This is a genomic window from Salinimicrobium sp. TIG7-5_MAKvit, assembly GCF_049569215.1.
Classification (GTDB): Bacteria; Bacteroidota; Bacteroidia; order Flavobacteriales; family Flavobacteriaceae; genus Salinimicrobium; species Salinimicrobium profundisediminis.
Genome location: NZ_CP145903.1, coordinates 3,552,904 through 3,576,589, shown reverse-complemented (window position 1 = coordinate 3,576,589; position 23,686 = coordinate 3,552,904). Strand labels below are relative to the sequence as shown.

General features: G+C 42.2%; 20 protein-coding genes. 11 read left to right on the top strand and 9 right to left on the bottom strand.

Features of this window, described 5'->3' with window-relative positions; genetic code table 11:
• The first annotated feature begins 45 nt into the window (after positions 1-45).
• The 7 genes from V5739_RS16045 (at position 46) to V5739_RS16015 (ending at position 6,789) form a co-directional block, all read left to right on the top strand.
• Positions 46-993, top strand: coding sequence for an isopenicillin N synthase family dioxygenase (locus tag V5739_RS16045; protein ID WP_423820504.1), 948 nt, complete (start codon positions 46-48; stop codon positions 991-993).
• Between the two features lie 6 nt (positions 994-999).
• Positions 1,000-1,353: a translation initiation factor gene (locus tag V5739_RS16040; RefSeq protein WP_423818996.1), complete on the top strand. Its 354-nt coding sequence runs from the start codon at positions 1,000-1,002 to the stop codon at positions 1,351-1,353.
• Between the two features lie 9 nt (positions 1,354-1,362).
• A complete protein-coding gene (locus tag V5739_RS16035; RefSeq protein WP_423818995.1) occupies positions 1,363-2,298 on the top strand; it encodes a DUF1835 domain-containing protein in 936 nt (311 codons plus the stop codon).
• A 1-nt stretch (position 2,299) separates the two neighbouring features.
• Positions 2,300-3,175 (top strand): nucleoside phosphorylase, encoded by an 876-nt coding sequence (locus V5739_RS16030; RefSeq protein WP_423818994.1) that lies wholly within the window; start codon positions 2,300-2,302, stop codon positions 3,173-3,175.
• 66 nt (positions 3,176-3,241) lie between these two features.
• On the top strand, positions 3,242-5,293 hold the full coding sequence (ppk1, locus tag V5739_RS16025) for a polyphosphate kinase 1 (protein ID WP_423818993.1): 2,052 nt from the start codon (positions 3,242-3,244) through the stop codon (positions 5,291-5,293).
• Positions 5,290-6,138, top strand: a complete 849-nt coding sequence (locus V5739_RS16020) for a substrate-binding domain-containing protein (RefSeq protein ID WP_423818992.1) — start codon at positions 5,290-5,292, stop codon at positions 6,136-6,138. Before ppk1 ends, V5739_RS16020 begins: the two co-directional genes overlap by 4 nt.
• Positions 6,139-6,144: 6 nt before the next feature.
• Positions 6,145-6,789, top strand: a complete 645-nt coding sequence (locus tag V5739_RS16015) for a hypothetical protein (RefSeq protein WP_423818991.1) — start codon at positions 6,145-6,147, stop codon at positions 6,787-6,789.
• On the opposite strand, the gene V5739_RS16010 is transcribed toward V5739_RS16015, so the two are convergent.
• Positions 6,790-7,455 carry a uracil-DNA glycosylase gene (locus V5739_RS16010; protein ID WP_423818990.1) on the bottom strand — a complete coding sequence of 222 codons (666 nt, stop codon included), beginning with the start codon at positions 7,453-7,455 and terminating at the stop codon, positions 6,790-6,792.
• A gap of 44 nt (positions 7,456-7,499) precedes the next feature.
• Here V5739_RS16010 and V5739_RS16005 point away from each other — a divergent pair, with 44 nt between their 5' ends.
• Both V5739_RS16005 and V5739_RS16000 read left to right on the top strand, forming a co-directional pair.
• Complete coding sequence (locus V5739_RS16005; protein ID WP_423818989.1) at positions 7,500-9,671, top strand: endonuclease MutS2; 2,172 nt, start codon at positions 7,500-7,502, stop codon at positions 9,669-9,671.
• A 13-nt stretch (positions 9,672-9,684) separates the two neighbouring features.
• Positions 9,685-10,098 (top strand): thiol-disulfide oxidoreductase DCC family protein, encoded by a 414-nt coding sequence (locus V5739_RS16000; protein ID WP_423818988.1) that lies wholly within the window; start codon positions 9,685-9,687, stop codon positions 10,096-10,098.
• Positions 10,099-10,287: 189 nt separating this feature from the next.
• Here V5739_RS16000 and V5739_RS15995 read toward each other — a convergent pair whose 3' ends face one another.
• The 4 genes from V5739_RS15995 to V5739_RS15980 all read right to left on the bottom strand — a co-directional run bounded on the left by V5739_RS15995 (position 10,288) and on the right by V5739_RS15980 (position 16,922).
• Positions 10,288-11,442 (bottom strand): flavohemoglobin expression-modulating QEGLA motif protein, encoded by a 1,155-nt coding sequence (locus tag V5739_RS15995; RefSeq protein WP_423818987.1) that lies wholly within the window; start codon positions 11,440-11,442, stop codon positions 10,288-10,290.
• Between the two features lie 110 nt (positions 11,443-11,552).
• Positions 11,553-12,878: a dicarboxylate/amino acid:cation symporter gene (locus V5739_RS15990; protein ID WP_423818986.1), complete on the bottom strand. Its 1,326-nt coding sequence runs from the start codon at positions 12,876-12,878 to the stop codon at positions 11,553-11,555.
• Positions 12,879-12,896: 18 nt separating this feature from the next.
• Positions 12,897-13,961: a chorismate synthase gene (gene aroC / locus V5739_RS15985; RefSeq protein WP_423818985.1), complete on the bottom strand. Its 1,065-nt coding sequence runs from the start codon at positions 13,959-13,961 to the stop codon at positions 12,897-12,899.
• Positions 13,962-14,012: 51 nt separating this feature from the next.
• Complete coding sequence (locus V5739_RS15980) at positions 14,013-16,922, bottom strand: FAD-binding and (Fe-S)-binding domain-containing protein (RefSeq protein ID WP_423818984.1); 2,910 nt, start codon at positions 16,920-16,922, stop codon at positions 14,013-14,015.
• Between the two features lie 132 nt (positions 16,923-17,054).
• On the opposite strand from V5739_RS15980, the gene V5739_RS15975 reads away from it, so the two are divergent.
• Entirely contained in the window at positions 17,055-17,522 is a 468-nt protein-coding gene (locus V5739_RS15975) for a hypothetical protein (protein WP_266068279.1), read from the top strand.
• Positions 17,523-17,555: 33 nt separating this feature from the next.
• Here the strand turns inward: V5739_RS15975 and bshA are convergent, their stop codons facing one another.
• Genes bshA through V5739_RS15960 form a run of 3 tightly spaced genes read right to left on the bottom strand, consistent with a single transcriptional unit; the run spans position 17,556 to position 22,123 of the window.
• A complete protein-coding gene (gene bshA / locus V5739_RS15970) occupies positions 17,556-18,707 on the bottom strand; it encodes an N-acetyl-alpha-D-glucosaminyl L-malate synthase BshA (RefSeq protein ID WP_423818983.1) in 1,152 nt (383 codons plus the stop codon).
• Between the two features lie 3 nt (positions 18,708-18,710).
• Positions 18,711-21,602 (bottom strand): glycoside hydrolase family 3 N-terminal domain-containing protein, encoded by a 2,892-nt coding sequence (locus V5739_RS15965; RefSeq protein ID WP_423818982.1) that lies wholly within the window; start codon positions 21,600-21,602, stop codon positions 18,711-18,713.
• A 35-nt stretch (positions 21,603-21,637) separates the two neighbouring features.
• Positions 21,638-22,123, bottom strand: coding sequence for an ABC transporter ATPase (locus V5739_RS15960; protein WP_423818981.1), 486 nt, complete (start codon positions 22,121-22,123; stop codon positions 21,638-21,640).
• 180 nt (positions 22,124-22,303) lie between these two features.
• Here V5739_RS15960 and V5739_RS15955 point away from each other — a divergent pair, with 180 nt between their 5' ends.
• Positions 22,304-22,837, top strand: coding sequence for a hypothetical protein (locus V5739_RS15955; RefSeq protein ID WP_345598589.1), 534 nt, complete (start codon positions 22,304-22,306; stop codon positions 22,835-22,837).
• Positions 22,838-22,894: 57 nt separating this feature from the next.
• On the opposite strand, the gene V5739_RS15950 is transcribed toward V5739_RS15955, so the two are convergent.
• The gene (locus tag V5739_RS15950) at positions 22,895-23,686 is read right to left on the bottom strand and encodes a (Fe-S)-binding protein (protein ID WP_345598588.1); all 792 of its coding nucleotides are present in this window, start codon (positions 23,684-23,686) and stop codon (positions 22,895-22,897) included.

Genomic DNA, 23,686 nt, shown 5'->3' with positions numbered 1-23,686 from the left:
ATTTTATTTAACTTTGTGTGGTATCTAAAAAATGATCCTATGGAGATGAACAATATACCCAGCGTTAACCTGGCCGACTTCCTGTCTGATGACCCAAAGAGAAAGCAAAAATTTGTAAATGAGATTGGTAAGGCTTACGAAGAAATAGGTTTTGTTGCTTTAAAAAACCATTTTTTGAGCGACAATCTTGTGGATGAGCTATATAAAGAAGTGAAGAATTTCTTTGCCCTTCCGCTTGAAACCAAACAGAATTATGAAATTGAGGGGCTTGTAGGGCAACGCGGATATATTTCCTTCGGAAAAGAGCACGCTAAAGGCAAGAAAGAGGGAGATCTTAAAGAATTCTGGCATTTTGGACAGGAGCCTTCAAAAGATGCAAATCTTACTGAAGAATATCCTGAAAACGTGCAGGTAGAAGAGCTTCCCGATTTTAACCACACCGGGATGGAAGCATACAGAATGTTGGAAAAAACCGGAATCTATGTGTTACGGGCTCTAGCATTATACATTGGCCTGGACGAGTTCTATTTTGACCACTGGACCAGCAACGGGAACAGCATTTTGAGGCCCATTCACTACCCTCCTATCACCGAAGAGCCTAAAGGCGCAGTAAGAGCCGGAGCTCACGGAGACATCAACCTTATCACACTTTTAATGGGAGCTTCTACCGGAGGGCTTCAGGTGTTAAGAAAAGACGGGGAATGGATAGATGCTATTCCGCAGGAAGATGAGCTCGTGATCAATGTGGGAGATATGCTGGAGCGGCATACCAATAACAAACTGAGAAGTACAATACACCGGGTGGTCAATCCTCCAAAAGAGCAATGGAGCAATCCGCGTTATTCCATTCCGTTCTTTATGCACCCTCGCAGTGAAATGCCACTAAATTGTCTTGAAGAGTGTATAGATGATGAACACCCAAAAGCTTACCCCGATATTACTGCCGGAGAATTCCTTCATCAAAGACTGGTAGAAATAGGACTCAAAAAATAGTTTTTTATGGCTAAGAAAAAGATGGGGCTGGAAGACCTGGGAGGATTTGTTTTCTCTACAGATAAAGATTTTAAGCCTGAAAGCCACAATGAAGAGCAAGAAGAAAGTTTAGCTCCACAAGATCAACTTCTCGAAGCCCATTATAGCTCCAAAGGGCGGGCAGGAAAGAAAGTGACCGTGGTAAAGGGGTATGTTGGCCCGCAAGAAGATCTCGATGCCCTGGGCAAAGACCTGAAAAAGAAATGCGGTGTGGGAGGCTCTGTTAAAGATGGTGAAATTATAATTCAGGGAGATGTTAGAGATAAAGTAATGTCTTACCTTAGAGAGCTTGGTTACAAAGTAAAGCGCATTGGAGGTTAAAGATATTTTATGGAGGAAAAGAAAATACTACATATTACCAACGGGGACGATCTTTCTGAACAAATTTCCAATCTTTCAATTCCCGGAGATGTAATCACCTGGAGGGAAATGTTATGTGAAGGCCCTACAACGGTTGATGTGGGAGACGAAGACTTTGTGTTGCGTAGAAAGACTTTTCTTCTTGAGAAGTACAATATTTCTGAAGAGCAGTACCAGGAGGAGTTTCTTAGCGAACTGGTAAAACTGGCAGCCATCAATAATTATGATGAAATAGTGTTATGGTTTGAGTTCGACCTCTTTTCACACATGAACATGCTTGCCCTTATTAGCTTCCTGCTTCAGAATAAGAAAAATGGACCTTTCTCTTTAGTGTGTAGCCGTAAACTAAAAGGCGAAGCAGAAATGACTGCCCTTTCGCAGCTTTCAGATAAAAATCTTAACGAACATTATAAATATAGGATTCCACTTGAAAAGGCCGATATTCAAACCGCACAATTAATTTGGGAGCTGTACTGCAGTAAAAACCCAAAACGGCTTATGTCGGAAATCAAAAAGACCACAAACTTTGAATATTTGTCAAGTTCTATTAGAGCCCATATTGAGCGCTTCCCTAATATAAATACCGGATTGAATTCCCTGGAAATTAACGTCTTAAAACTCATAGAAGAACACGACATTAAATCGCAGCATCATCTTTTAGGCTATGCCCTTCAATATCAGGGTTATTACGGCTATGTAGATGTACAGATGCAGCGGATCCTTGAAAAGCTTAACCCTTTCTACGAAACTTCAGCAGAAAAACTGAAACTGAATGAAGATGGCCTTAAAGCGTTAAAAGGCACAAAAAATTATTACCAGAACCTAAAAGATGACGAATGCTATGGCGGTGTAAGAAAGTACGACTTTCTTTACGACCCCGTTTCACACGATCTACTAAAATTATAACATGAATCATTTAGCAGCATCAGAATTAATTCTGAACAAAGACAACAGCATATATCACCTCAATTTAAAACCCGAACATCTTGCCGATACTGTTATTTTGGTGGGAGACCAAAACCGGGTAGATAAGATCACAAAGCACTTCGATAAAGTAGAAGTAGCCGTTAAGAAAAGAGAGTTCCACACCCAAACCGGAATTTACAAAGGCAAAAGAATATCGGTGATCTCCACGGGAATTGGTACAGACAATATCGATATTGTACTCAATGAACTTGATGCACTTGTCAATATCGACTTTGAGACCCGCGATATGAAAGCCGAAAAAACCAGCCTTAATATCATTAGAGTTGGAACTTCGGGGTCTATTCAAAAAGATATACCGGTAGACTCTATAGTAGTGAGCGAGATGGCCGTTGGTTTTGATAACCTTCTTCACTTTTACCAAAGCGATCAAGTACAGCTTCAGGATTTCAATGAAGCCATAGAAACGCATCTTGGCACTTATGAAAGAAACAGTAAACCTTATGTGGTGCCGGCCAATGCTTCCCTGGTAGAGCAATTTATGAGCGAGCAGGTATTTGCAGGTTTTACAGGTTCAAATTCAGGGTTTTATGCCCCGCAGGGCCGTGTTCTCCGACTTCCCTTGAGAGATGACAACATGAAAGATAAACTGGCAACCTTTAGCTTTAAAGGAAAAAAGATCACCAACCTGGAGATGGAAACTTCAGCGATTTTCGGGCTTTCAGCAATGTTGGGCCATAAAGCTTTATCTCTTAATGCCATCATCGCGAACCGGGCAACCGGAAACTTTACCAAAGATGGTGCACAGGCAGTAGAGAATACCATAAAATATGCTCTGGACAGGATAGTATCAGCCTAATTTCATTTAACAGAATATTAAAAGCCCTCGTACCTCATATTCGTATTTTTGACGAAACCCCTCCGTATGTTAAAGCCTGAAGAGAAAATTAAAAGGCACCGCGATTTAAATTGGTTAAGTTTTAATGAGAGAGTGCTGCAGGAAGCACAGGATAAGACCACACCTCTTTACGAGCGGCTAAAGTTCCTGGCTATTTTCTCCATGAATCTCGATGAATATTTTCGGGTTCGCGTTTCCCAGCTAAGGCAAATGAAACGGGTAGAGAAAAGCATCAGGAAAAAGCTGGCCTTAAAGCCGAATAAGACGGTAAAGGAAATACTCAAGGAAGTAAGGGAGCAACAGGAAAAGTTCGGTATGATCTATAGAGAAGAGATCATCCCCGAGCTGGAGACCGCAGGCATACACCTGGTACACAGGGAAGATTACAATGCGCACCAGGAAGAATTTGCACACAGGTATTTTAAGAAAATACGAAAGTGCATCAATGCTACTACAACAAGCGCTTTTGGTGGCGAAGAGCTTTTTTTGGAGAATAACAGCCTCTACTTTATGGTGTGTTTCGGGGATAAATCGGAGTTTGGAATTGTAAATATTCCGACAGATGAATGCGAAAGGTTCATCACTTTTTCTTCGGAAACAGAGGAGTATAAAATATCATTTTTAGATGATATTGTAAAAGTAAACGTACCGAAGTTATTTCCTGATAAAGAAATTACCGGAATTTACGAGATCAAGCTTTCCCGGGATGCGGAGTTGTATATAGATGATGAAGTAGACGGATTGCTGGCCGAGAAGATCTATGAATCTTTAGAACAACGCACCGATGGCCAACCTACGAGATTGCTTTATGACTCCCATATGCCGGAAGAAGATCAAAAAATACTGCGGAAGCGGCTTAAACTTGGAAAAATTGACATGATGCCGGGTGGCAGATATCACAATTTTAGTGACTATTTTTCTTTCCCTGATCCCACAAATAATCCGGCCTTACATTTTGAAGAATGGCCCACGGTAAAACATTCTGTTTTGGAAACTGCTGAAAATTATTTTGAGGTCATTGCAAAAAAAGACCAGTCGGTTCATTTTCCTTACATGTCTTTTGAATATGTAGAACGCTTCATACAGCAAGCCGCACACGACCCACAGGTAAAGGAAATAAAGATTTCCATTTACAGGATTGCCGATGAATCTGTAGTTACTTCTGCCCTTCTCTCGGCACTCAAAAATGGCAAAAAACTCACTGTCTTTATTGAGGCTAAAGCCAGGTTTGACGAAAAGAATAATATCGACTGGGGTAGAAAGTTTGAAGAAGAAGGGGCTAAAGTTATCTATAGTTACCCCAAAATTAAGGTTCATTCCAAGATCCTGCTGGTTTCCAGGGAAGAGAATGGAGAATTAAAAGACTACGCTTATATTGGTACAGGTAATTTTAACAGCAAAACCTCAAAAATTTACTGTGACCATGCAATATTTACCGCACATGAGAAGCTAACAAGCGAACTCTCACGGGTTTTCCTGGTGCTTGAAGGGGAATTAATTATCCCGCGGGCAAAACACCTTCTCATTTCGCCATTTTCGACCAGGAAGTCTTTTGCAGACATGATCAACCGGGAAATTCAGAATAAAAAACTTGGCAAAAAAGCTGAGATCAAGGCTAAAATGAACAGCCTTGAAGATAAGGAGATCATCGACCTTTTATATGACGCCAGTGAAGCAGGTGTAGATATAAGGCTCCTGGTTAGGGGCTTTACATGCCTGGTGGCAGGGGTTGAGAACCTTAGCAGCAACATCTACATGACCAGCATAATTGACCGTTTTTTAGAACACGGCCGCATTTACATCTTCGAAAATGACGGAAAGGAAGAGCTCTTTTTTGGTAGTGCCGACTGGATGACACGAAACCTGGATCGCCGGATAGAAGTGATCGCACCCATTTATGATGAAGATATCGCAAAGGAATTTAAAGATATCCTTGAAATACAATTTAACGATAATGTAAAGGCCAGAATTCAGGATCCCACAGAAAAGAATAATTTTGTAGCGGCCAAACCGGGAGAAAAAGAAATAAGATCACAGTACCAAATATACAAGTACCTCAAAGAAAAACATGCCTCATGAGAAATATAAAAGTTGGAGGAGTACCAGAACATTTCAACCTGCCATGGCACCTTTGTATTGATGACGGAACATTTAATAACAACGGTCTCGATCTTAGCTGGCGCGATTTTCCCGACGGTACCGGGGCTATGTGCAAGGCCTTAAGAAATAAAGAGATTGATGTTGCCGTTATTCTTACTGAAGGTATTATCAAAGATATTTTACACGGAAATGAGGCACTTATTGTACAGGAATACATTGCTTCTCCACTAATTTGGGGAATACACGTAGCTGCTGAATCAAATTTTGAGTCGGTGGAAGACCTGAAAAATCAAAAAGTGGCTATTAGCCGGTATGGGTCGGGTTCACACCTGATGGCGTACGTAAACGCCCGAAATATGGACTGGGATACCTCAAAACTTGAATTTGAAGTTGTGGGCGACATCAACGGGGCTGTGAAAGCCTTAAAGGAAGGAAGGGCAGGTTATTTTATGTGGGAACACTTTACCACGAAACCTCTCGTAGATCAAGGAGTGTTTAGAAGAGTTGGAGATTGCCCTACCCCCTGGTCCTGCTTTGTAATTGCCGTAAGAAAAGACTTTTTTGAGGCAGACCAGGCAGGAATCCTCACCATGCTCAAGACACTAAATGAGGTCACTAAAAAATTTAAGGAAATCCCAAAAGTCGAGCTCGCACTAGCTAAAAAATACGACCAAAAAGTAGAGGATATTGAGCAATGGCTTAAGATCACTACCTGGAGCCAAAAACAAATTTCTGTGCTTGAGATCCAGAAGGTACAGGAGCAGCTCCTGGAGCTTGACCTTATCCCGGAGACCAAAGACAATTACTATTTTTTACCCCGATAAATGAATATGAAAAAGATCAATTTTTTGACATTTTTGACACTCCTGCTTCTGGCGACACCGGGAATAGCCCAGGAAAGAGCATTTATGCAGGATACTTCTCAAACTGAAACAGAACCTGCATTCCAGGAAGAGATCATCTTCAAAAGGGATACAACCAAAAGCGAGGCACACCTTAATGTGCTTAACCTGTTGGTTTTTGGGGCACTTGATGTGGGGTACGAACGCCTTATTAGCGATCACACTTCTGCCGGAGTCGAGTTCTTCTCAAAAGTCTTCAATAAGAACGAAGGCGAAGATGTAGATCTTTCTGAAGTCTATTCCAAAGATTTTTCAATTACCGGAAAATTTAAATATTTTCTGAAAGATGACCGGGTTGGCAGCGGCTATTATGCCGAAGCCTTTGGGATGTTCTCTAATGGAAATAACGAAAAAGAGGTTGAAATAAGAGATTCAACCACCGGAGAATTAAAGACCATAGAAGCCGACCTGGAATATACCGATATCGCTATTGGAATAGGTGTAGGTGGAAAATTTGTTGCCAAACAGGGCTTTCTAATTGATGTATCTTTTGGAATAGGCAGAAACCTCTTTGATAAAAATTCTCCCGATATCGTCCTGCTCCCCACGGTTAACGTAGGTTACAGGTTCTAATTACCAGGCTATGGGTTCTTTGCCTATAGATTTTAGAAATTCATTGGTTTTGCTAAAATGCCTGTTCCCAAACCAGTAGCCTCTATTCGCTGCTAATGGAGAGGGGTGCCCGCTGGTAAGCACTAAATGTTTTTTGGAATCAATTTTACGGCCTTTCTTTTGTGAAAGGCCACCCCACAGGAGAAATACCAGGTTTTCCCGCTCATTTGACAAAGTGGAGATCACGGCATCTGTAAATTTTTCCCAGCCTTTCCCCTGGTGAGAGCCGGCCTGCCCTGCCCGCACTGTTAGCGTGGCATTTAGCATTAATACCCCCTGCTCTGCCCAGTGTTTCAGGTTGCCATGTCCAGGCAAAGGTGTTCCTAAATCATCGCTAATTTCTTTAAAAATATTTACTAAAGAAGGTGGAACTTTGGTTTCTGGCTGCACAGAAAAACACAAACCATGGGCCTGCCCGTAACCGTGGTATGGATCTTGCCCTATAATTACCACTTTAGTTTCCTCAAAAGAAGAAAGTTCAAAGGCTTTGAATATGTTATCGGGATGAGGAAAACACTGATTCGCCTCATATTCGGCAGACACAAATTTTAGAAGATCCTTAAAATAAGGCTTTTCAAGCTCGTGATTTAACTTTTTTTTCCAATCTGGGGTGAGGTTAAAGGTCATATTATTGGTTAAATTGCAGCTTCCCAAAAATAGGGAATTTTTCTATGATCAAAATTACAGCCAAGACTCTTCAGGACCTTGAATTTCCTACAATATGCCAGCAAGTTAGCAGGTATACGGTCACAGGTCCCGGTAAGAATAAAGCGCTCGAAATAGCTCCTTTTTCAAGTTACAAAGAAACCATTTTTGCGCTTCGAAAAACTAATGAATATGTGTCTTCGTACCAACAGGAAAGTCGTATTCCCAATCATGGCTTTGATGCTATAGACCAGGAAATAAAATTCCTGGGGATTGAAGAGACCCGGCTGGAGGCTTCGAGTTTCAGGAAGATTGGCTCAATTTCAGAAACATCGAACATCCTCATCAGGTTCTTTGAGAAGTTTGAGGTGATTTATCCCTGTCTTCACGAAACTGCTTCAGAAGTAGAGTATACTCCGCTCATCATTGAAAGAATTAATCAGGTAATTGATCGTTTTGGAGAGGTAAAAGATGACGCTTCTCCCCTGCTTCAGGAAACACGCAGAAAGATTGGACATGTAAAAGGGCAAATTAACTCAAGCTTTGGGAGTGCTCTTACCCATTACAACAACCTTGGTTATCTTGATGACATACGCGAGACCGTAGTAGATAATATAAGAGTGCTTGCAGTTTCTGCCATGCACCGGCGAAAGGTTAAAGGCGGAATTTTAGGGAATTCTAAGACCGGAAGTATAGTATACATCCAGCCCGAAACCACCTATAACTACACCCGCGAGCTGAACAACCTGGAGTATGAAGAAAAGGAAGAAATAAAGAAGATCCTGAAGGAGCTGACAAGCTTTATAAGACCTTATCGCAGCTTACTGATAGACTACCAGGAATTTCTCAGTAATATAGATGTCATTGCTGCCAAGGCAAAGTACGGGATGGACATGAATGCCGTAATGCCAAAGATCTCACGCGATAGGGAAATTGAACTAATAGATGCTTATCATCCGCTGCTTTTGCTTACCAACAGGAAGCAGAATAAAAAGACCTATCCGCAGACCATTGAGTTGAGCAGGGATAAACGCATTATCGTAATTTCGGGTCCTAATGCCGGTGGGAAAAGTATCACCCTCAAAACCATGGGGCTTTTACAGCTCATGGTGCAAAGTGGTTTGCTTATTCCGGTACAGGAATACAGCAGGATGTGCTTTTTTGATAGGATACTTACAGATATTGGTGACAATCAAAGTATTGAAAACCACCTGAGCACCTATAGCTACCGCTTAAAGAACATGAATTACTTTCTAAAGAAAGTAGATGATAAAACGCTTTTCCTGATAGATGAATTTGGTACAGGGAGTGACCCGGAACTGGGGGGGGCTTTGGCTGAGACTTTCCTGGAGGTTTTCTATGAAAAAGAAGCCTTTGGAATTCTCACTACCCACTATGCCAACCTAAAGATGCTGGCCAACGAGCTGCCGCATGTTATCAATGCAAACATGTTGTTTGATGCGAGAACCCTGGAACCGCTTTACAAGCTGCACATGGGAGAAGCCGGAAGCTCCTTCACCTTTGAGGTAGCCCAAAAGAACGGAATTCCCTACAGCCTTATCAACCGGTCAAAAAAGAAGGTAGAACGGGGAAAAATTAGGTTTGATAAAAGTATTGCCGACCTTCAGAAGGAACGGTCAAAACTTTCGAAGACAACAACAGCTTTAAAGACCAAAGAACAGAAAACAGAATCTGAAAAGAAAAAGCTGGAAGAAACAAACGCCCGAATTCAGCAGAAACTGGAGAATTTTCAGGAGTTATACGACAGCAATCAGCGGTTAATTTATTTAGGTAACAAGATCAATGAACTGGGCGAAAAATATTTTCAGAATAAAAAGAAAAAAGAGCTTATTGCCGAATTCCTGAAGATCATAGAAGTGGAAAATTCCAAGCGAAAAAAAGTTTCACCTAAAGAAAAAAAGGTGGAAAAAGCGAAGGAAAAGAAGGTGATGCAGGAAGCTGAAAAGAAGGTGGAAGAAATTAGAAAAAAGAAAAAAGAAAAGCAGGAAAAAGAGATTAAAGAAGAAGTTGCAAAGCCAAAACCGGTTTTAAAAGTAGGAGACAGAGTGCGTATGCAAGACGGGAAAGCCGTTGGAAGCATTGACAGTATTGAGAAAGGAAATGCTAAAGTGAATTACGGTATTTTCACTACTTCGGTTTCTGTAGACCAGTTGGAGCTCGTGCAACGAAAAAAATAGAAAAAGAAAAATTATGGTAAATTTCCCTGAAAACAAGAAGATCATCCTTTTTGATGGTGTTTGTAATCTTTGCAACAAAACGGTACAAACCATCATTAAGAATGATGTAAATGACGTGTTTAGATTTGCACCCCTTCAAAGTGATGTGGGCCGTCAAATCATTAATGAAAAAGGAATAGATACAGAAAACCTGAATTCGGTGATCCTTATCGAGCCCGGGGTGGCATATTATCACAAATCTACCGCTGCAATCGAGATCGCCCGACATTTAAAAGGCTATTCCTGGCTAAAGTATTTTAAGTCCCTACCCGAAGGTCTTAGAGATGGCGTATATAGCCTTGTTGCCAATAACAGGTACAGCTGGTTTGGAAAAAAGGACACTTGTATGGTGCCCACTCCCGAGCTACAGGCTTTATTCCTGAAATAGACTTTAAAGGTTTAAAGTTTAAAGTTCAACGTTCAAAGCTGAATAATGGACTTGTGCCGAAGCGTTGAGTACTATAAATTATTGCAGTATAAAATCTTGAGAAGATCATTAGCCTGAAAAATGTAACCATATTCAGGCAAAGTCAGAGATCAAACTCATCACTGAGCACCGAAATTGAACACTGATCACCTATTTAAGATTGCTTAATAGGAATTTGAGCTTTTCATTGGTGTTCCTGTTCTCCTGAAAAGAATGAGGATAGTGGGTGTTCTTTTTAGCCAGTTCTTTTTGCTGAAGCTTTTCGATAAGTTCGGCGTCTTCAAGAGCCACCTTACCGGTAAGCAGTAGCCCCATGTCCTTTTCAGAAGCATAATAGTCGTAAACCTTTTTAAGGCCGGGCAGGTATTGATAATCTTTGGTAAATCCGCCGCCGCGGTGTGCTCTTAGGGAAATTAACCAGGAGGTTTCGCGGTCAAGCTTGTACTGGCTGTACAAGAGATCAAAGGTATCACTAAAGCTGTAGCCTTTTATAAGGCTATCGGCAGCAAGTACCCGATATGCAAGTTCCTTTACCCTTTTTAGACTCAGGCTGTCGCTCATATATTCACTAAAAATCCCGAGTCCGGCCTGGGTAGGATGATTATTGGCGAAGCCGTGAGAAAAGATCCTCAGGGTTTGGTCTAATCCGTTAAAGGTGGTGAGCATGTTCACAGAGATCTCATGATTGGAAAGGACTTTCAGGTCATTGTCACTGAATTTCCTGTTCTTTTTGACAACCAGTTCCCCCGAATTTAAGGCCATGGCTGCTCCCGTGATGCTGTTACTCTGTCTTATTCGGAATTTAAAAGGATATCTTTCCCCAAAAGCCTGAAAATAAGCCTGTGCCTGATCGGCATTATACCGGGGCACCATTTCTTCCGCGTCTTCCTCTTTGTGAAAATGAAGGATAAATTTGGCATTTTTGACATCCTTCTCTGTAGGTGTTCCAAATACCCGCAGCGAATTGTAAAAGAACTTTTTTTCTTTACCCACGGTAGCAACACACTGCACCAAACCAGAATATTCATAAACGGCATCATAGTACAGTTTGTAAATATCTTCATCGGGAATGTCTTCCAGCCTTTGGCTGAATAATTGCCGTTGCAGCGTATAGGGATCAAACTTCAGTTTCCTGTATTTGAAAACCGGATCTTCTGAAAATTTGGAGCCAAAAAAGCGCTTTTTTTCCTGCTCAATATTCAATGGATTCAAATAATTGAGTACATCGATCTCCCGAACAAGACGGTCGAGATTCTGGTCAATTTGCAGAAGCGTTTTGTAGTAGCTGCGGGTTTTATCGGTCATTACTGAACAAATTCAGGTTAAAAATTAATCCCGCGCAAATACAAGAAATTCCTATAAGCCTCGCAAGCTTTATGTGTGAAAAAATTGACGAACTACAGGATAAAAAATCCCTATTTTTCTTTGGAGATCTTTTCCTTTTTTGGAAGGTTATCATCCCACTTTCTTTCATGTGGCTCTCCCAGTTTATCTACAGATTTTGCTACCATCATAGAAACAGCAGCATCTCCTGTAACATTCACCATAGTACGGCACATATCTAAAGGCCTGTCTACAGCAAAAATGAGAGCAAGACCCGCTTCGGGGATCCCGGCCTGGGCAAGTACAATCACCAGCATCACCATTCCCGCACCCGGCACTGCCGCCGAACCAATAGACGCCAGGGTGGCGGTGGCAATAATTCCCAGTTGCGCACCAATAGAAAGATCCATACCAAAAGCCTGGGCTATAAAAACTGCTGCCACGGCCTGGTATAAGCTGGTACCATCCATATTTATTGTAGCTCCAATTGGCAGAACAAAACTGGTCACCTCTTCGTGCACGCCCAGGTGTTCTTCGGTCCTCTCCATAGTTACAGGGAGGGTCGCCGCACTTGAACTTGTAGAAAAAGCTAAGAGCTGTGCCGGGGCAATTCCGTTTTCAAAGAAAGACGGGGTACGCCCGGTAAAGATCCAAACCAACATCATATAAACCCCGATCATTAGTGCAAGCCCTACAAGCACCGTAACGGCATACATGGCCAGCGCTGCAAAAAGATCGGAACTTGGTGACTCTACTACCAGAGCAGCCAGAAGAGCAAAAACCCCATACGGCGCAGCCAGCATGATAAGGTCAATTAATTTGAGAATGACTTCATTAAACCCGTCAAAAAAGGCTTTTACGGGCTTCGCTGTTTCTTCGGGTATTAAGATGAGACCAATTCCAAAGAAGATCGCAAAGAAGATAACCTGTAACATATTCCCGTTGTCACTGGCTGCAGCGAATATGTTCCCCGGAACAAGATCTTCAAGCGCCTGTAAAGGCCCGGCTTCTTTTTGCCGCTGTGCATCGGCAATGCGTACGTTGGCATCACCTTCATAACTCGTAATGAGGTCGTTTCTAGTATCTTCGGCAATTGCAGCACCCGGCTGAATGACGTTGACCATCACCAGACCAATTGTTACTGCGATCACCGTAGTTGCAACATAAATGAGAATTGTACGGGTTCCCATTTTCGACAACTTTGAGATATCTTTTAAATCGGAGATCCCTTTTATTAGGGACGCCAAAATAAGAGGCACTGCAATTAATTTTAAGGCATTGATGAAAATATTTCCGAAAGGTTTGATCCAATCACTAATAAATTCGGCTCCCCAGGAAAAATTGGTCATTAGAAGGGCGAAAATCACCCCGGCGGCCATTCCCAGTAAGATCTGCCAGTGCAGCGCTAATTTTTTCATACTAAAGTATCTCTGAAATTATATTTTTGACGTTTTGTTCAACAAATAAAAATCGGCGAGAACCAGAGCCGCCATTGCTTCTACAATAGGAATTGCCCGCGGCACCACACATGGGTCATGCCTGCCCTTGCCCTGCATTTCTACCTCATGCCCTTCAGCATTTATGGTCTTTTGCTTTTGCATAAGGGTAGCTACGGGTTTAAAGGCAACCCGAAAAGTTATATCCATACCGTTAGAAATACCTCCCTGGATTCCTCCACTATAGTTGGTAATCGTAGAGCCATCGGTTCGAAAATGGTCATTGTGCTCACTGCCTTTCATAGACGCACCTGCAAAGCCACTTCCATATTCAAAGCCTTTAACGGCATTTATGGAAAGCATGGCACCACCCAAAGCGGCATGAAGTTTATCAAAGACAGGTTCTCCAAGCCCAACGGGAACATTAGAAATCACGCACTCCACTACTCCCCCCACAGTATCTCCCTGCGACCTAATTTGCTTAATGAAAGTTTCCATTTCTTTGGCAGTTGCAGGATCGGGACATCGCACCGGATTCTTTTCTATTTCGGAAAGATCCAGCTCCTCAAATTTCTTCTGAAGTTTAATATCTCCTACCGCAGAAGTATAGGCGGTGAAGGTAACGTCTTTCAGTAATTGTTTTGCGATCGCTCCGGCTGCTACCCTACAGGCAGTCTCGCGGGCTGATGATCTACCTCCACCCCTGTAATCCCTGTTGCCATATTTTTGATCGTAAGTATAATCGGCATGAGAAGGGCGGTACACATCTTTAATATGCGAATAGTCATTTGACTTTTGGTTGGCATTTTCGATGATAAAGCCAATAGGCGTGCCTGTTGTCTTTCCCTCAAAAATACCCGAAAGGAATTTTACTGTATCGGGTTCTTTGCGCTGGGTTACAATAGAAGATTGGCCGGGTCTACGCCTGATCAACTCCTGCTGCACCTGTTCGGTGTCAATAGGGATACCGGCGGGGCATCCGTCAATCACTCCGCCGATAGCCTGGCCATGTGATTCCCCAAAAGTGACAAGTTTAAATAGATTTCCAAAGGAATTTCCGGCCATTGAAGGTGATTTTGAGCAAATGTAATTTTTTAAGCCAAGATTTAAAAATGTTTATTTAAGAGCCGCAGCCATTATCACTACAGGATGAAGGGCCTTTTTACCGGTTCCGTCATAGATTTGATGTCGGCAGCTGGTTCCGGGAGCAGCAATAACTGTCTCTGCAAAAGCTTTTCGCACTGCAGGGAACAGCGTTTGTTCGCCAATCTGCATACTTACCTCATAATGCTCTTTTTCATACCCAAACGAACCTGCCATACCACAACAACCTGAAGGGATCACGGTAACTTCAAAATTCTTCGGAAGGTTGAGCATCACAAAAGTATTCTCTACACCCGCCAAAGCTTTCTGGTGGCAATGGCCATGTAATTTGATCCGTTTCTTTTCCGAAGAAAAGGAATCGGCAGTAATATTTCCGGCGATGACTTCTTTCTTAAAAAACTCTTCGAGTAAAAAGGCATTTTTGGATACTTTCATGGCAGCCGCCTTATCATCGGCAAGTCTCAAATATTCATCCCTAAAGCTCAATATTGCTGAAGGTTCCAGGCCGAGCAACGGACGCTCTTCAGAAATAATATCCTTGAAAATTGAAATATTTTTATTGGCTACTTCTTTAGCTTCCTTTAAAAAACCTTTTGAAATAAATCCCCGCCCACTTTCAGGATGTTTTACAATTTTCACCTCATAATTGAGCCCTTCAAGCAGCTTTATTGCAGCCACACCAATTTCAGAATCTAGATAATTGGTGAATTCATCGTTGAAGAGATAAACGGTTTTAATAGGCGTGGTAAGTTTTCTCTCATTCTTTTTATAATAAGAAGAAAGGGTTTGCCGGGATAGAGCAGGTAAACGCCGCTGTGGCGCAATACCCATTGATTTTTTTATAAGTCCGCTCGTAAGCCCATTTGAAAACATAAGGTTCGAAAAAGGGGAAAATCGCCAGGTCTTTTTATTGAGAGCAGCGTTGAAGGCAAAAGCTTTTGAACGCAGCGAACTGCCGTTGGTACTGTTGTATTGATACTGAAACTCTGCCTTATAAGCGGCCATATCAACATTAGAAGGACATTCACTTTTACAGCCTTTACAGCTAATGCACAGGTCAAGTACTTCCTTTAACTCTTTATGATCAAACTTATTTGGTTTGTCAGAATTAGTCAAAAATTCCCTCAAAGCATTGGCACGGGCCCTGGTGGTATCTTTTTCATTGCGGGTGGCACGGTAAGTGGGGCACATTACACCACCTGCTTCGGCGGGCTTGCGGCAATCGCCACTCCCGTTACAATTTTCGGCACCTCTTAGAATTCCGAGAGAATCGGAGAAATCCATAATTGTTTCGATTTCGGGCTCTTTTCTACCCGGCACGTACCTTAGGCTCTCGTCCATTGGGGGAGCGTCAATGATTTTCCCCGGATTAAAAATATTATTTGGATCGAAGATGTTTTTTACCCTTTTTAAGAGGTTGTAATTCTCTTCTCCTATCATGAGCTGTATAAACTCGGCCCGTACCCTGCCATCACCGTGCTCCCCACTCATAGAACCCCCGTATTTTTTAACGAGGGCAGCCACTTCTTCAGTAATTTTTCTGAAAAGCACCACATCATCTTCCTTTTTAAGGTTAAGGATAGGTCTTAAGTGCAGTTCCCCTGCGCCGGCATGAGCATAGTACACCGCATCCTGCCCGTAATTGAGCATTAATTGGGAAAATTCTGAAATATATGCAGCAAGATCTTCTACCGCCACAGCTGTATCTTCTATACAAGCCACGGCTTTACGGTCACCTACAATGTTCCCGAGAAGCCCCAAACCTGCTTTCCTCAATTCCAGCGCAAGATCTATGGTTTCATTTCGAAGTACCGGAAGTGCATAGGCTAGTCCGGAATCCGTAAGGGTTTTTAGGAGTTCGGCAGTACGGTTTGTCAATTCCTCTTCTGAAAATGCTCTTATTTCGAGCATGAGGATAGCTGCCGGGTCACCTTCTATGAAAAAACGATTTTCGCGGTATTTAAGACTGTTCCGCGTACAATCCAGGATCACCTTATCCATCATCTCACAGGTGAACAGGGAATGCTGCATTGCCGGAACAACCGCCTGCAGGCATTTTTCCAATGACTCAAAATGTGCAGCGATCATTACAGCATTTTCCGGTGGCAGTGCATCGAGCTGCAGGGTAATTTCGGTAGTAAAAGCCAAAGTACCTTCGCTACCAGACAACAGTTTACAAATGTTGATCTTATCTTCATTTCCTCCCAGAACTTCAGCCGGCAGCAGTTCATCTACTGCATAACCTGTGTTGCGTCGGTGGATCTCCGGTTTTGGAAAACCTGCTGTGATTTGGTCACGCACTGCTTCAGGTTTAAGCTCTTCATAAAGCTTCCGGTAGATCTCACCTTCCATGGTATCCAGCTCCATCTTTTTGCGGAATTCTTTCGAAGAAATTTCAGAAAAAACAGCCTCTGAACCATCGCTGAGCAACACTTTCATTTCCACAACCTTTTCGCGCGTGGTGCCATATTTGATAGAAGTGGTTCCGCTGGAATTATTACCAACCATTCCACCTATCATACAACGGTTTGAGGTAGAAGTGTTTGGGCCAAAGAACAGCTTGTGGGCTTGCAGGTACCTGTTAAGGTCATCACGAATCACTCCCGGCTGAACTTTAACTGTTTTCTTATCAGTATCAAGTTCAAGAATGGAAGTGAAATATTTTGAGACATCAACTACAATACCTTCCCCTACACACTGCCCTGCAAGGGAAGTACCGGCTGTACGAGGAATGAGCGACGTATTATTTTTATTGGCAAAAGAAATAAGCTGCTTTATGTCTTCCAGATTTTTTGGATAGGCTACAGCGAGAGGAATAGTGCGATAAACAGAAGCATCTGTTGCAAAAATCCTTCTCCATAGGGCGTCATAGAAGAGTTCACCTTGCAGGTCTTGGTCGAGTTTTTTAAGCTTTTGATTCATAGGGGAGCAGTAACAGGTTATGGCAGCCTGATTAACAGGCCATTATTAACATTAACATTTAATTAGCGGAAGTGAGGGGTAATCGATATATCAGATAGTCTAATTTTGTAGGAACAAATTAAATGAAAAGATATGAAAAAAATCGTTTTACTAACCTTATGTATTTTTGGTTTTAGCCTTTCTTCACAAGCACAAAATATTGCAGATCATGCTCTGGGTTTACGTTTGGGAGACAATGATGGATTTGGAACAGAAATTTCTTATCAACACGGATTGTCCGAAAACAACCGACTTGAACTGGATTTGGGTTGGAGAAGCAGAAATGACCTTGATGCCTTTAGACTAACAGGAATTTACCAGTGGGTTTGGAACCTTGAAGGCGGATTTAACTGGTATGCCGGTGCCGGTGGTGGATTAGGTTCTGTTGATACTGGTGATGACAGTGACTTTTTTGTTCTAATCGCCGGGGATGTGGGTATTGAATATGATTTTGATTTCCCCCTACTCCTATCTCTTGACTTTAGACCTGAAATTGGATTCAGTGATTACAATGATGATCTTGGGTTTGATATAGCGCTGGGGATTAGATACCAGTTCTAGATAATACAATTATCATAAAAAAGGCTCCCGGAATTAATTTTTGCGAGCCTTTTCTTTTTGGGTAATATCTAAAGCTTTTAAATAGAGGTTTTCATAAAGAGGAACAACCGAGTATACATCAAAAATAAATGCCTGTTTACGGGCATTTTCTTTGAACCTTTTAAGGGTGGCATCATCTTGAAGTATATGAATTGCATTGGCTGCCATCTCTGATACCTCTCCCACATCACTTAAATACCCCGAAAAACCCTGCTTGTTAACTTCGGGCAGACCTCCTGTATTGGTGGAGATCACTGGCACCCCATTCACCATAGCCTCAAGGGCGGCAAGCCCAAAGCTTTCTTTTTCTGAAGGCAAAAGAAAAAGATCGGAATAGCTCAATACCTGGTCAATCTCATGAGATTCTCCCAGGAATAACACCTTATCTTCCAGTGCTAACTCTTGCACCAGTTCTTCGGCCATTTCTCTTTCAGGCCCCTGCCCTACCATGATAAGCTTCGATTTGAGGTTTTTCTGAATTTCATAAAAGATCATAATCACATCTCTTACCCGCTTTACCTTTCTAAGATTACTTACGTGGGTAATGATCCTCTCATCACTTTGAGCCAGCCTACTTCTTTGGCAGTTGCTAATAGACTGGGTATATTTTGTGGTGTCTATAAAATTGGGCACTACATCAATCTCGCGCTTTACGTTAAAAAGACGCAGGGTATCTGCCTTAAGGCTTTGAGATACCGAAGTAACAACATCACTGCTATTAATACTAAAAGTAACTGCCGGTTTATAGAAAGGGTGGTTGCCCACCAGCGTAATATCGGTTCCATGAAGGGTGGTTACCATTGGCAGGTGGATTCCTTCTTCCTCAAGCATTTTTTTTGCCATGTAACCTGCATAGGCATGAGGTATGGCATAATGTACGTGCAGCACCTCAATTTTATGCAATTTCACCATATCTACCAGCTTGCTGCTTAAGGCAAGCTCGTAAGGCTGATAGTGAAACAGAGGGTATTCGGGTACATTAACTTCATGAAAATGTATATTATGAGAAAGCTGTTCTAGCCTTACCGGCTGCTTATAAGTAATAAAATGGATCTCGTGCCCCCTGCGGGAGAGTGCCATCCCCAATTCGGTAGCTACCACACCACTTCCCCCAAAAGTAGGGTAACAAACAATGCCTATTTTCATGTATTAACGATCTATGGCTTCGTAAATAAGTTCCTGAATATTTGATCTTATGCTCTCCCTTGTCAACTTATTGTTCTGGACAGAGGGATGAATTCGATTTGCTAAAAATACGTAAACTATTTCTTCATCGGGGTCTGCCCAGGTAAAAGTTCCTGTAAAACCGCTATGCCCAAAGCTGGTCATTGAAACACAGCCACAGGTAGGGCCATAATTGCCTAACTGGGGCTTGTCAAAACCAACTCCCCGCCGCACATCGTCGTCACAGTAATAGCAGGTATTGAACTTGTCTACAGTTTTTTGATCAAAATAATTTATCCCTCCGTACTGGCCACCGTTAAGGTACATCTGCATGATCTTGGCAACATCGTTAGCATTAGAATACAGTCCTGCCTGCCCTCCAATTCCGCCCAAAAGTGCAGCACCTTCATCATGGACGTATCCCTGCAAGAGCTGATTTCTCCACAACCTGTCATTTTCGGTGGGAACAATTCGCTCTTTTGGAAGCTTTTGAAGAGGTAAATAAGTAGTGTTATGAGCTCCCAAAGACCTGTAAAAATGATCTTGAGTAAGATATTCCAGGGAGGTGCCATAGATATCTTCCAAATAGAACTTCAGCAAATAAAAAGGAAGATCACTGTATTTATAAGCCTTTCGCCTCTCGAGCGGGCTATCTTTAATAGTTTTAAGCACCGAATCTCTAATGTCATTCCTCACATACATGTTTTCGGCTATTTGTATGCCAAAGCCCCTATCCTGTTCAGTGCGAATAAATTTCACATCGGGCCTTTTTGTCTTTTGATCTATGGTCATGCGATGAAAAGGAATCCAGCTCTTGAGCCTGGCATAATGCGATAACATATCGAGAATGGTGATGTTTTGTTTATTGCTTCCGCGGAAGTATGGCAACATTTCACCCAGTGTGGTATTGAGATCAATTTCATCTTTATCTACAAGCTCCATGAGAAGCGGAAGCGTAGCAAGTATCTTGGTAAGGGAAGCAAGATCGTAAACGTCTGAAGCTTTCACAGGTATTTCTTTATCGTAAGTATGATATCCTGCATTTCTTTCATAGATGACTTTACCCTTTCTCGCCACAAGCACCTGTAAGCCGGGGGTCATTTTTTCATCTATCGCCTTTTCTATAAGTTCGTCAATCTTTCTTAGCTTATATGAATTCATTCCTACCTGCTCGGGCAGGCCATAAGAAAGGCGATTAAGAGTACCTGTTTTATAGCCGGTGCCAACAGGGAAATTATTTCCGGCACTTACCGGCAGTTTCCCTTTAGCCTCTATAGCACCAAAGATCACCTGTGCCGCTTTTTGTTGAGCGAGTTCCGTATTTTGATAAGCCACCTGTATGGCTTCAAAATTACCCGTAGTTCGCAAATCAAGCAAAGCATACGGACTTGTGAAAACATTTAAAATCACCCGATTCTTTCTCGCTACTTCGTACAACCAGGTCTGCTGCTTCTCGTTCATTTTAAATCCGCTCCAGGGGGAAGCCGAAGACTGATGATATCCAATAATCACCTGATTATACGACTCGAGCTTGTCTAGCAATTCATTCAGGTTTTCTGCGGAAACCGAATCTACCTGTGCGTAGCGATTTAACTGCTCAAAAAAGGCATTTCCGGGATCTTCTCCAAAATGAACATAGGCAATTTTGCTGGTTTCCAGATCTTGTAGCGGGATGAGAGACCGGTCATTTTTTATGACCGTCATGGCGTTCTCGTACAGCTTATGTGCAAGCACCTCGTTGCGAATACTGTTAAGCTCTTCAACAATATAAGTGGGATCTACAGGTTCATAGTGATCAAGGCCAACTTTGTATTTGGCAAAAAGGATCTTCCTTACCGAATGCTTCAGGCGCTCTTCGGTAATTAATCCTTTATTGAAAGCTTCTATGATCATTTCTGAAGCTTTAGGTACATCTTCAGAAAAAAGCAAAATATCGTTTCCTGCCAAAAAAGCCGCCAGTTCTATCTCACCGGGTTCATCAAAATCGGCAACTCCTTTCATATTGAGCGCATCAGTAATGATGAGCCCGTTAAAATCCAGTTCCTCTTTTAGAATTCCCGTGACTATTTTGTGCGATAAACTGGAAGGAAATTGAGCGCGTTCTTCCAGGCTGGGAACATTGAGGTGAGCAACCATGATACTTCCAAGCCCTTCAGAAATCATCTTTCTATAAGGAAACAATTCCTCCCTGAATATCCTGTCGCGGGAAAAATCAATGGTGGGTAAAGTTTTATGGGAATCCCGTTCTGTATCTCCATGCCCGGGGAAATGTTTGGCGCTGCCAAGCACCCCTTCCCTTTGCATGCCTTTAATGAAAGCAATGGATTTGCTGGCAACATTATTTTTATTTTCCCCAAAAGACCTGTTGCCAATAATAGGATTTTTGGGGTTGGTATTAATATCCACTACCGGGGCAAAATTCATATGAACGCCCAGTCTTTTAGAATTTTTTGCAATACTCGCACCCACTTCGGTAATTAAACTTTCATCTCTTATTGCTCCTAAAGTCATATTCCACGGAAAGGCATAGGTAGAATCAAGACGCATTGCCAGGCCCCACTCGGCGTCCATACCTATAAGCAGCGGAATTTTGGAAAGCTCCTGAAGTTCATTGTGAACCTTTACCTGCCTTTTTGGACCTCCTTTTGAAAAGATGACCCCGCCCACATGCTGCTGGGCCACCAGTTCTTTTGCCTTTTCAATTTTTGATGCAGGGTCTGAAGAAAAAACATCGATCATAAAAAGCTGCCCCACTTTTTCCTGTAGCGACATTGCATTATAAATGCTGTCTACCCATTGCCGCTGCTGCTCTACATCTTCAGCAATTAAAGGCCGGCTTTGAGAATAGGAAATTTGGGTAATAAGGATAAAGGCCAAAAACAGGCCTGAAAGTTTGGGCTTGCAAAAACTCATTAATTAAGAAAGCGCTTGTGCCAGCTCTCAGATGCAGGCACTTCCCAATCTGAAAGGTATTCGGCTTTGTTATTTACCAGGTTATTAAAAACGATCGTTTTTGGAGAAACAGCTTTGTTTTTTGCCATTTTTCTGAAATCGGTCAGAGTTTTATAAGCCACGAATTCTCCCTGCTTATAAGAGACATTCATCTTGTCGAGAAGATCTACATCGTAGTCTTTCTCCAGCTGCTGAATGAACCGTACAGAATCATCTATGGAACATCCGGTAGCTGCATTCATTTTTTGATCGAGCGCCAGGATGATAAATCGTCTGTAACGCATTTCAAAAGAAGCTTGCAGGTTGGCACCGTGGGCAGTCCACTGCTCTATAAAATGTTGAATCTTTTCTTTAATTTCAGCTTGCTCTTCCTCTGTAAAAGAGCGATTTGCCTGATAGATCCAAACTCGGGAACTTTCAGGTAGGGTATCAAATGGGACAAACATTATTTGGAAATTTTTAGAGAAACAAAAATAAGAGATTTGGAGTCGGGAATCCAATTTGAGAAGGTTAAAATTCTCCCATTCCCAGATATTTAAAGGAATCCTTTCCCAACGAACTAACACTAAGGTTGTGAGCTGATTTTAATCATAATTTCTCCACGTGCACTCACCTAATTTTGTAAGATGGAAATAAGGGAGAAAGAACTTTTTACGGTAGCCAGAAACCTGGGGTTTTCTTCGGAAGCATATCAGCATCACGAGCTGGCAGCATGGCTTCGCGAAGAAAAGCAAATACATGTGGAAGTTGGTGCCATTTGGGATGAGCTTACTAACTGTGTTGAATCTTATGTATTTACCATTACTGCACCTATAGTAATTTATTACACGCAACCAATCTATACATCGGGAGGAAAAACATACGACGAAATGCTTTTTAGAGGACTCACTGAGGCTGTCTTTCTTTTGCAGCAATACAACCTTCAAAAAGATGTGAAAATACCTGATGACGAGGCGGTGATTGCCTATCTAAAAGGCTACGGAGACAAGGATAAGCAACTTCCTGCCCCAAAATACCGAACCAATCTTGAAAGATACGCTTATTTACAGGGCAAACAGGGGGATTATATTGAAGAAGGATTAACGGAAGATGATATTCTCATTCTAGTGAAGAATATGCGTCCGGAGGAAATACAGCTGCGCCTTGAAAAGGATCTGTAAAAAAATAAGGTGCTAAAAATAACATTTTTAGCACCTTATTTTTAAAACTTAGCTGCACTACAAATCTTCGGCAGAGGCAATCATTTCAGCAATATCCATAACTGCGATATTATCCTCCCTATTCTTGGCCTTAACCCCGTCGGTCATCATTGTGTTACAGAAAGGACATCCTGCAGCAATAACTTCGGGTTTTACATCTATGGCCTGCTCGGTACGGGCAACATTCACATCTTCCTTACCGGGTTCGGGCTCCTTGAACATTTGAGCACCCCCGGCACCACAGCACATGGCGTCTTTTTTACATCTTTTCATCTCTACCAGCTCCACCTCAAGCTTTCTCAACAAATCTCTCGGGGCTTCGTAGATGTCATTTCCACGCCCCAGGTAACACGGGTCGTGAAAAGTGATTCTTTTGCCTTTAAATTTCCCACCTTCAACAGTTAGCCGTCCTTCTTCAAGCAAAGATTTTAAAAAGGTGGTATGGTGCATTACTTCATAATTACCGCCAAGACCGGGATATTCGTTTTTTATAATATTGAAGCAGTGAGGACAGGTGGTTACGATCTTCTTGATCTCATACCCGTTCAAAACTTCAATATTTCCGGCAGCCTGCATTTGGTAAAGGAATTCATTTCCGGCACGTTTCGCAGGGTCTCCAGTACAACTTTCTTCAGTTCCTAAAACAGCAAAATCTACATTTGCTTTACTCAGAAGTCTTACAAAAGCCTTGGTGATTTTCTTAGCCCGGTCGTCAAAGCTTCCGGAGCAACCTACCCAAAAAAGGACTTCGGGTTGTTTTCCTTCGGCCATATACTCTGCCATGGTTGGCACTTTGATATTTTCTGCCAT

What these genes read in the sequence shown, in the direction of transcription:
- V5739_RS16045 (WP_423820504.1), top strand. Translation starts at nt 46, where the DNA reads ATGAACAATATACCCAGCGTTAACCTGGCCGACTTCCTGTCTGATGAC.
- V5739_RS16040 (WP_423818996.1), top strand. Translation starts at nt 1,000, where the DNA reads ATGGCTAAGAAAAAGATGGGGCTGGAAGACCTGGGAGGATTTGTTTTC.
- V5739_RS16035 (WP_423818995.1), top strand. Translation starts at nt 1,363, where the DNA reads ATGGAGGAAAAGAAAATACTACATATTACCAACGGGGACGATCTTTCT.
- V5739_RS16030 (WP_423818994.1), top strand. Translation starts at nt 2,300, where the DNA reads ATGAATCATTTAGCAGCATCAGAATTAATTCTGAACAAAGACAACAGC.
- ppk1 (WP_423818993.1), top strand. Translation starts at nt 3,242, where the DNA reads ATGTTAAAGCCTGAAGAGAAAATTAAAAGGCACCGCGATTTAAATTGG.
- V5739_RS16020 (WP_423818992.1), top strand. Translation starts at nt 5,290, where the DNA reads ATGAGAAATATAAAAGTTGGAGGAGTACCAGAACATTTCAACCTGCCA.
- V5739_RS16015 (WP_423818991.1), top strand. Translation starts at nt 6,145, where the DNA reads ATGAAAAAGATCAATTTTTTGACATTTTTGACACTCCTGCTTCTGGCG.
- V5739_RS16010 (WP_423818990.1), bottom strand. Translation starts at nt 7,455, where the DNA reads ATGACCTTTAACCTCACCCCAGATTGGAAAAAAAAGTTAAATCACGAG.
- V5739_RS16005 (WP_423818989.1), top strand. Translation starts at nt 7,500, where the DNA reads ATGATCAAAATTACAGCCAAGACTCTTCAGGACCTTGAATTTCCTACA.
- V5739_RS16000 (WP_423818988.1), top strand. Translation starts at nt 9,685, where the DNA reads ATGGTAAATTTCCCTGAAAACAAGAAGATCATCCTTTTTGATGGTGTT.
- V5739_RS15995 (WP_423818987.1), bottom strand. Translation starts at nt 11,442, where the DNA reads ATGACCGATAAAACCCGCAGCTACTACAAAACGCTTCTGCAAATTGAC.
- V5739_RS15990 (WP_423818986.1), bottom strand. Translation starts at nt 12,878, where the DNA reads ATGAAAAAATTAGCGCTGCACTGGCAGATCTTACTGGGAATGGCCGCC.
- aroC (WP_423818985.1), bottom strand. Translation starts at nt 13,961, where the DNA reads ATGGCCGGAAATTCCTTTGGAAATCTATTTAAACTTGTCACTTTTGGG.
- V5739_RS15980 (WP_423818984.1), bottom strand. Translation starts at nt 16,922, where the DNA reads ATGAATCAAAAGCTTAAAAAACTCGACCAAGACCTGCAAGGTGAACTC.
- V5739_RS15975 (WP_266068279.1), top strand. Translation starts at nt 17,055, where the DNA reads ATGAAAAAAATCGTTTTACTAACCTTATGTATTTTTGGTTTTAGCCTT.
- bshA (WP_423818983.1), bottom strand. Translation starts at nt 18,707, where the DNA reads ATGAAAATAGGCATTGTTTGTTACCCTACTTTTGGGGGAAGTGGTGTG.
- V5739_RS15960 (WP_423818981.1), bottom strand. Translation starts at nt 22,123, where the DNA reads ATGTTTGTCCCATTTGATACCCTACCTGAAAGTTCCCGAGTTTGGATC.
- V5739_RS15955 (WP_345598589.1), top strand. Translation starts at nt 22,304, where the DNA reads ATGGAAATAAGGGAGAAAGAACTTTTTACGGTAGCCAGAAACCTGGGG.
- V5739_RS15950 (WP_345598588.1), bottom strand. Translation starts at nt 23,686, where the DNA reads ATGGCAGAAAATATCAAAGTGCCAACCATGGCAGAGTATATGGCCGAA.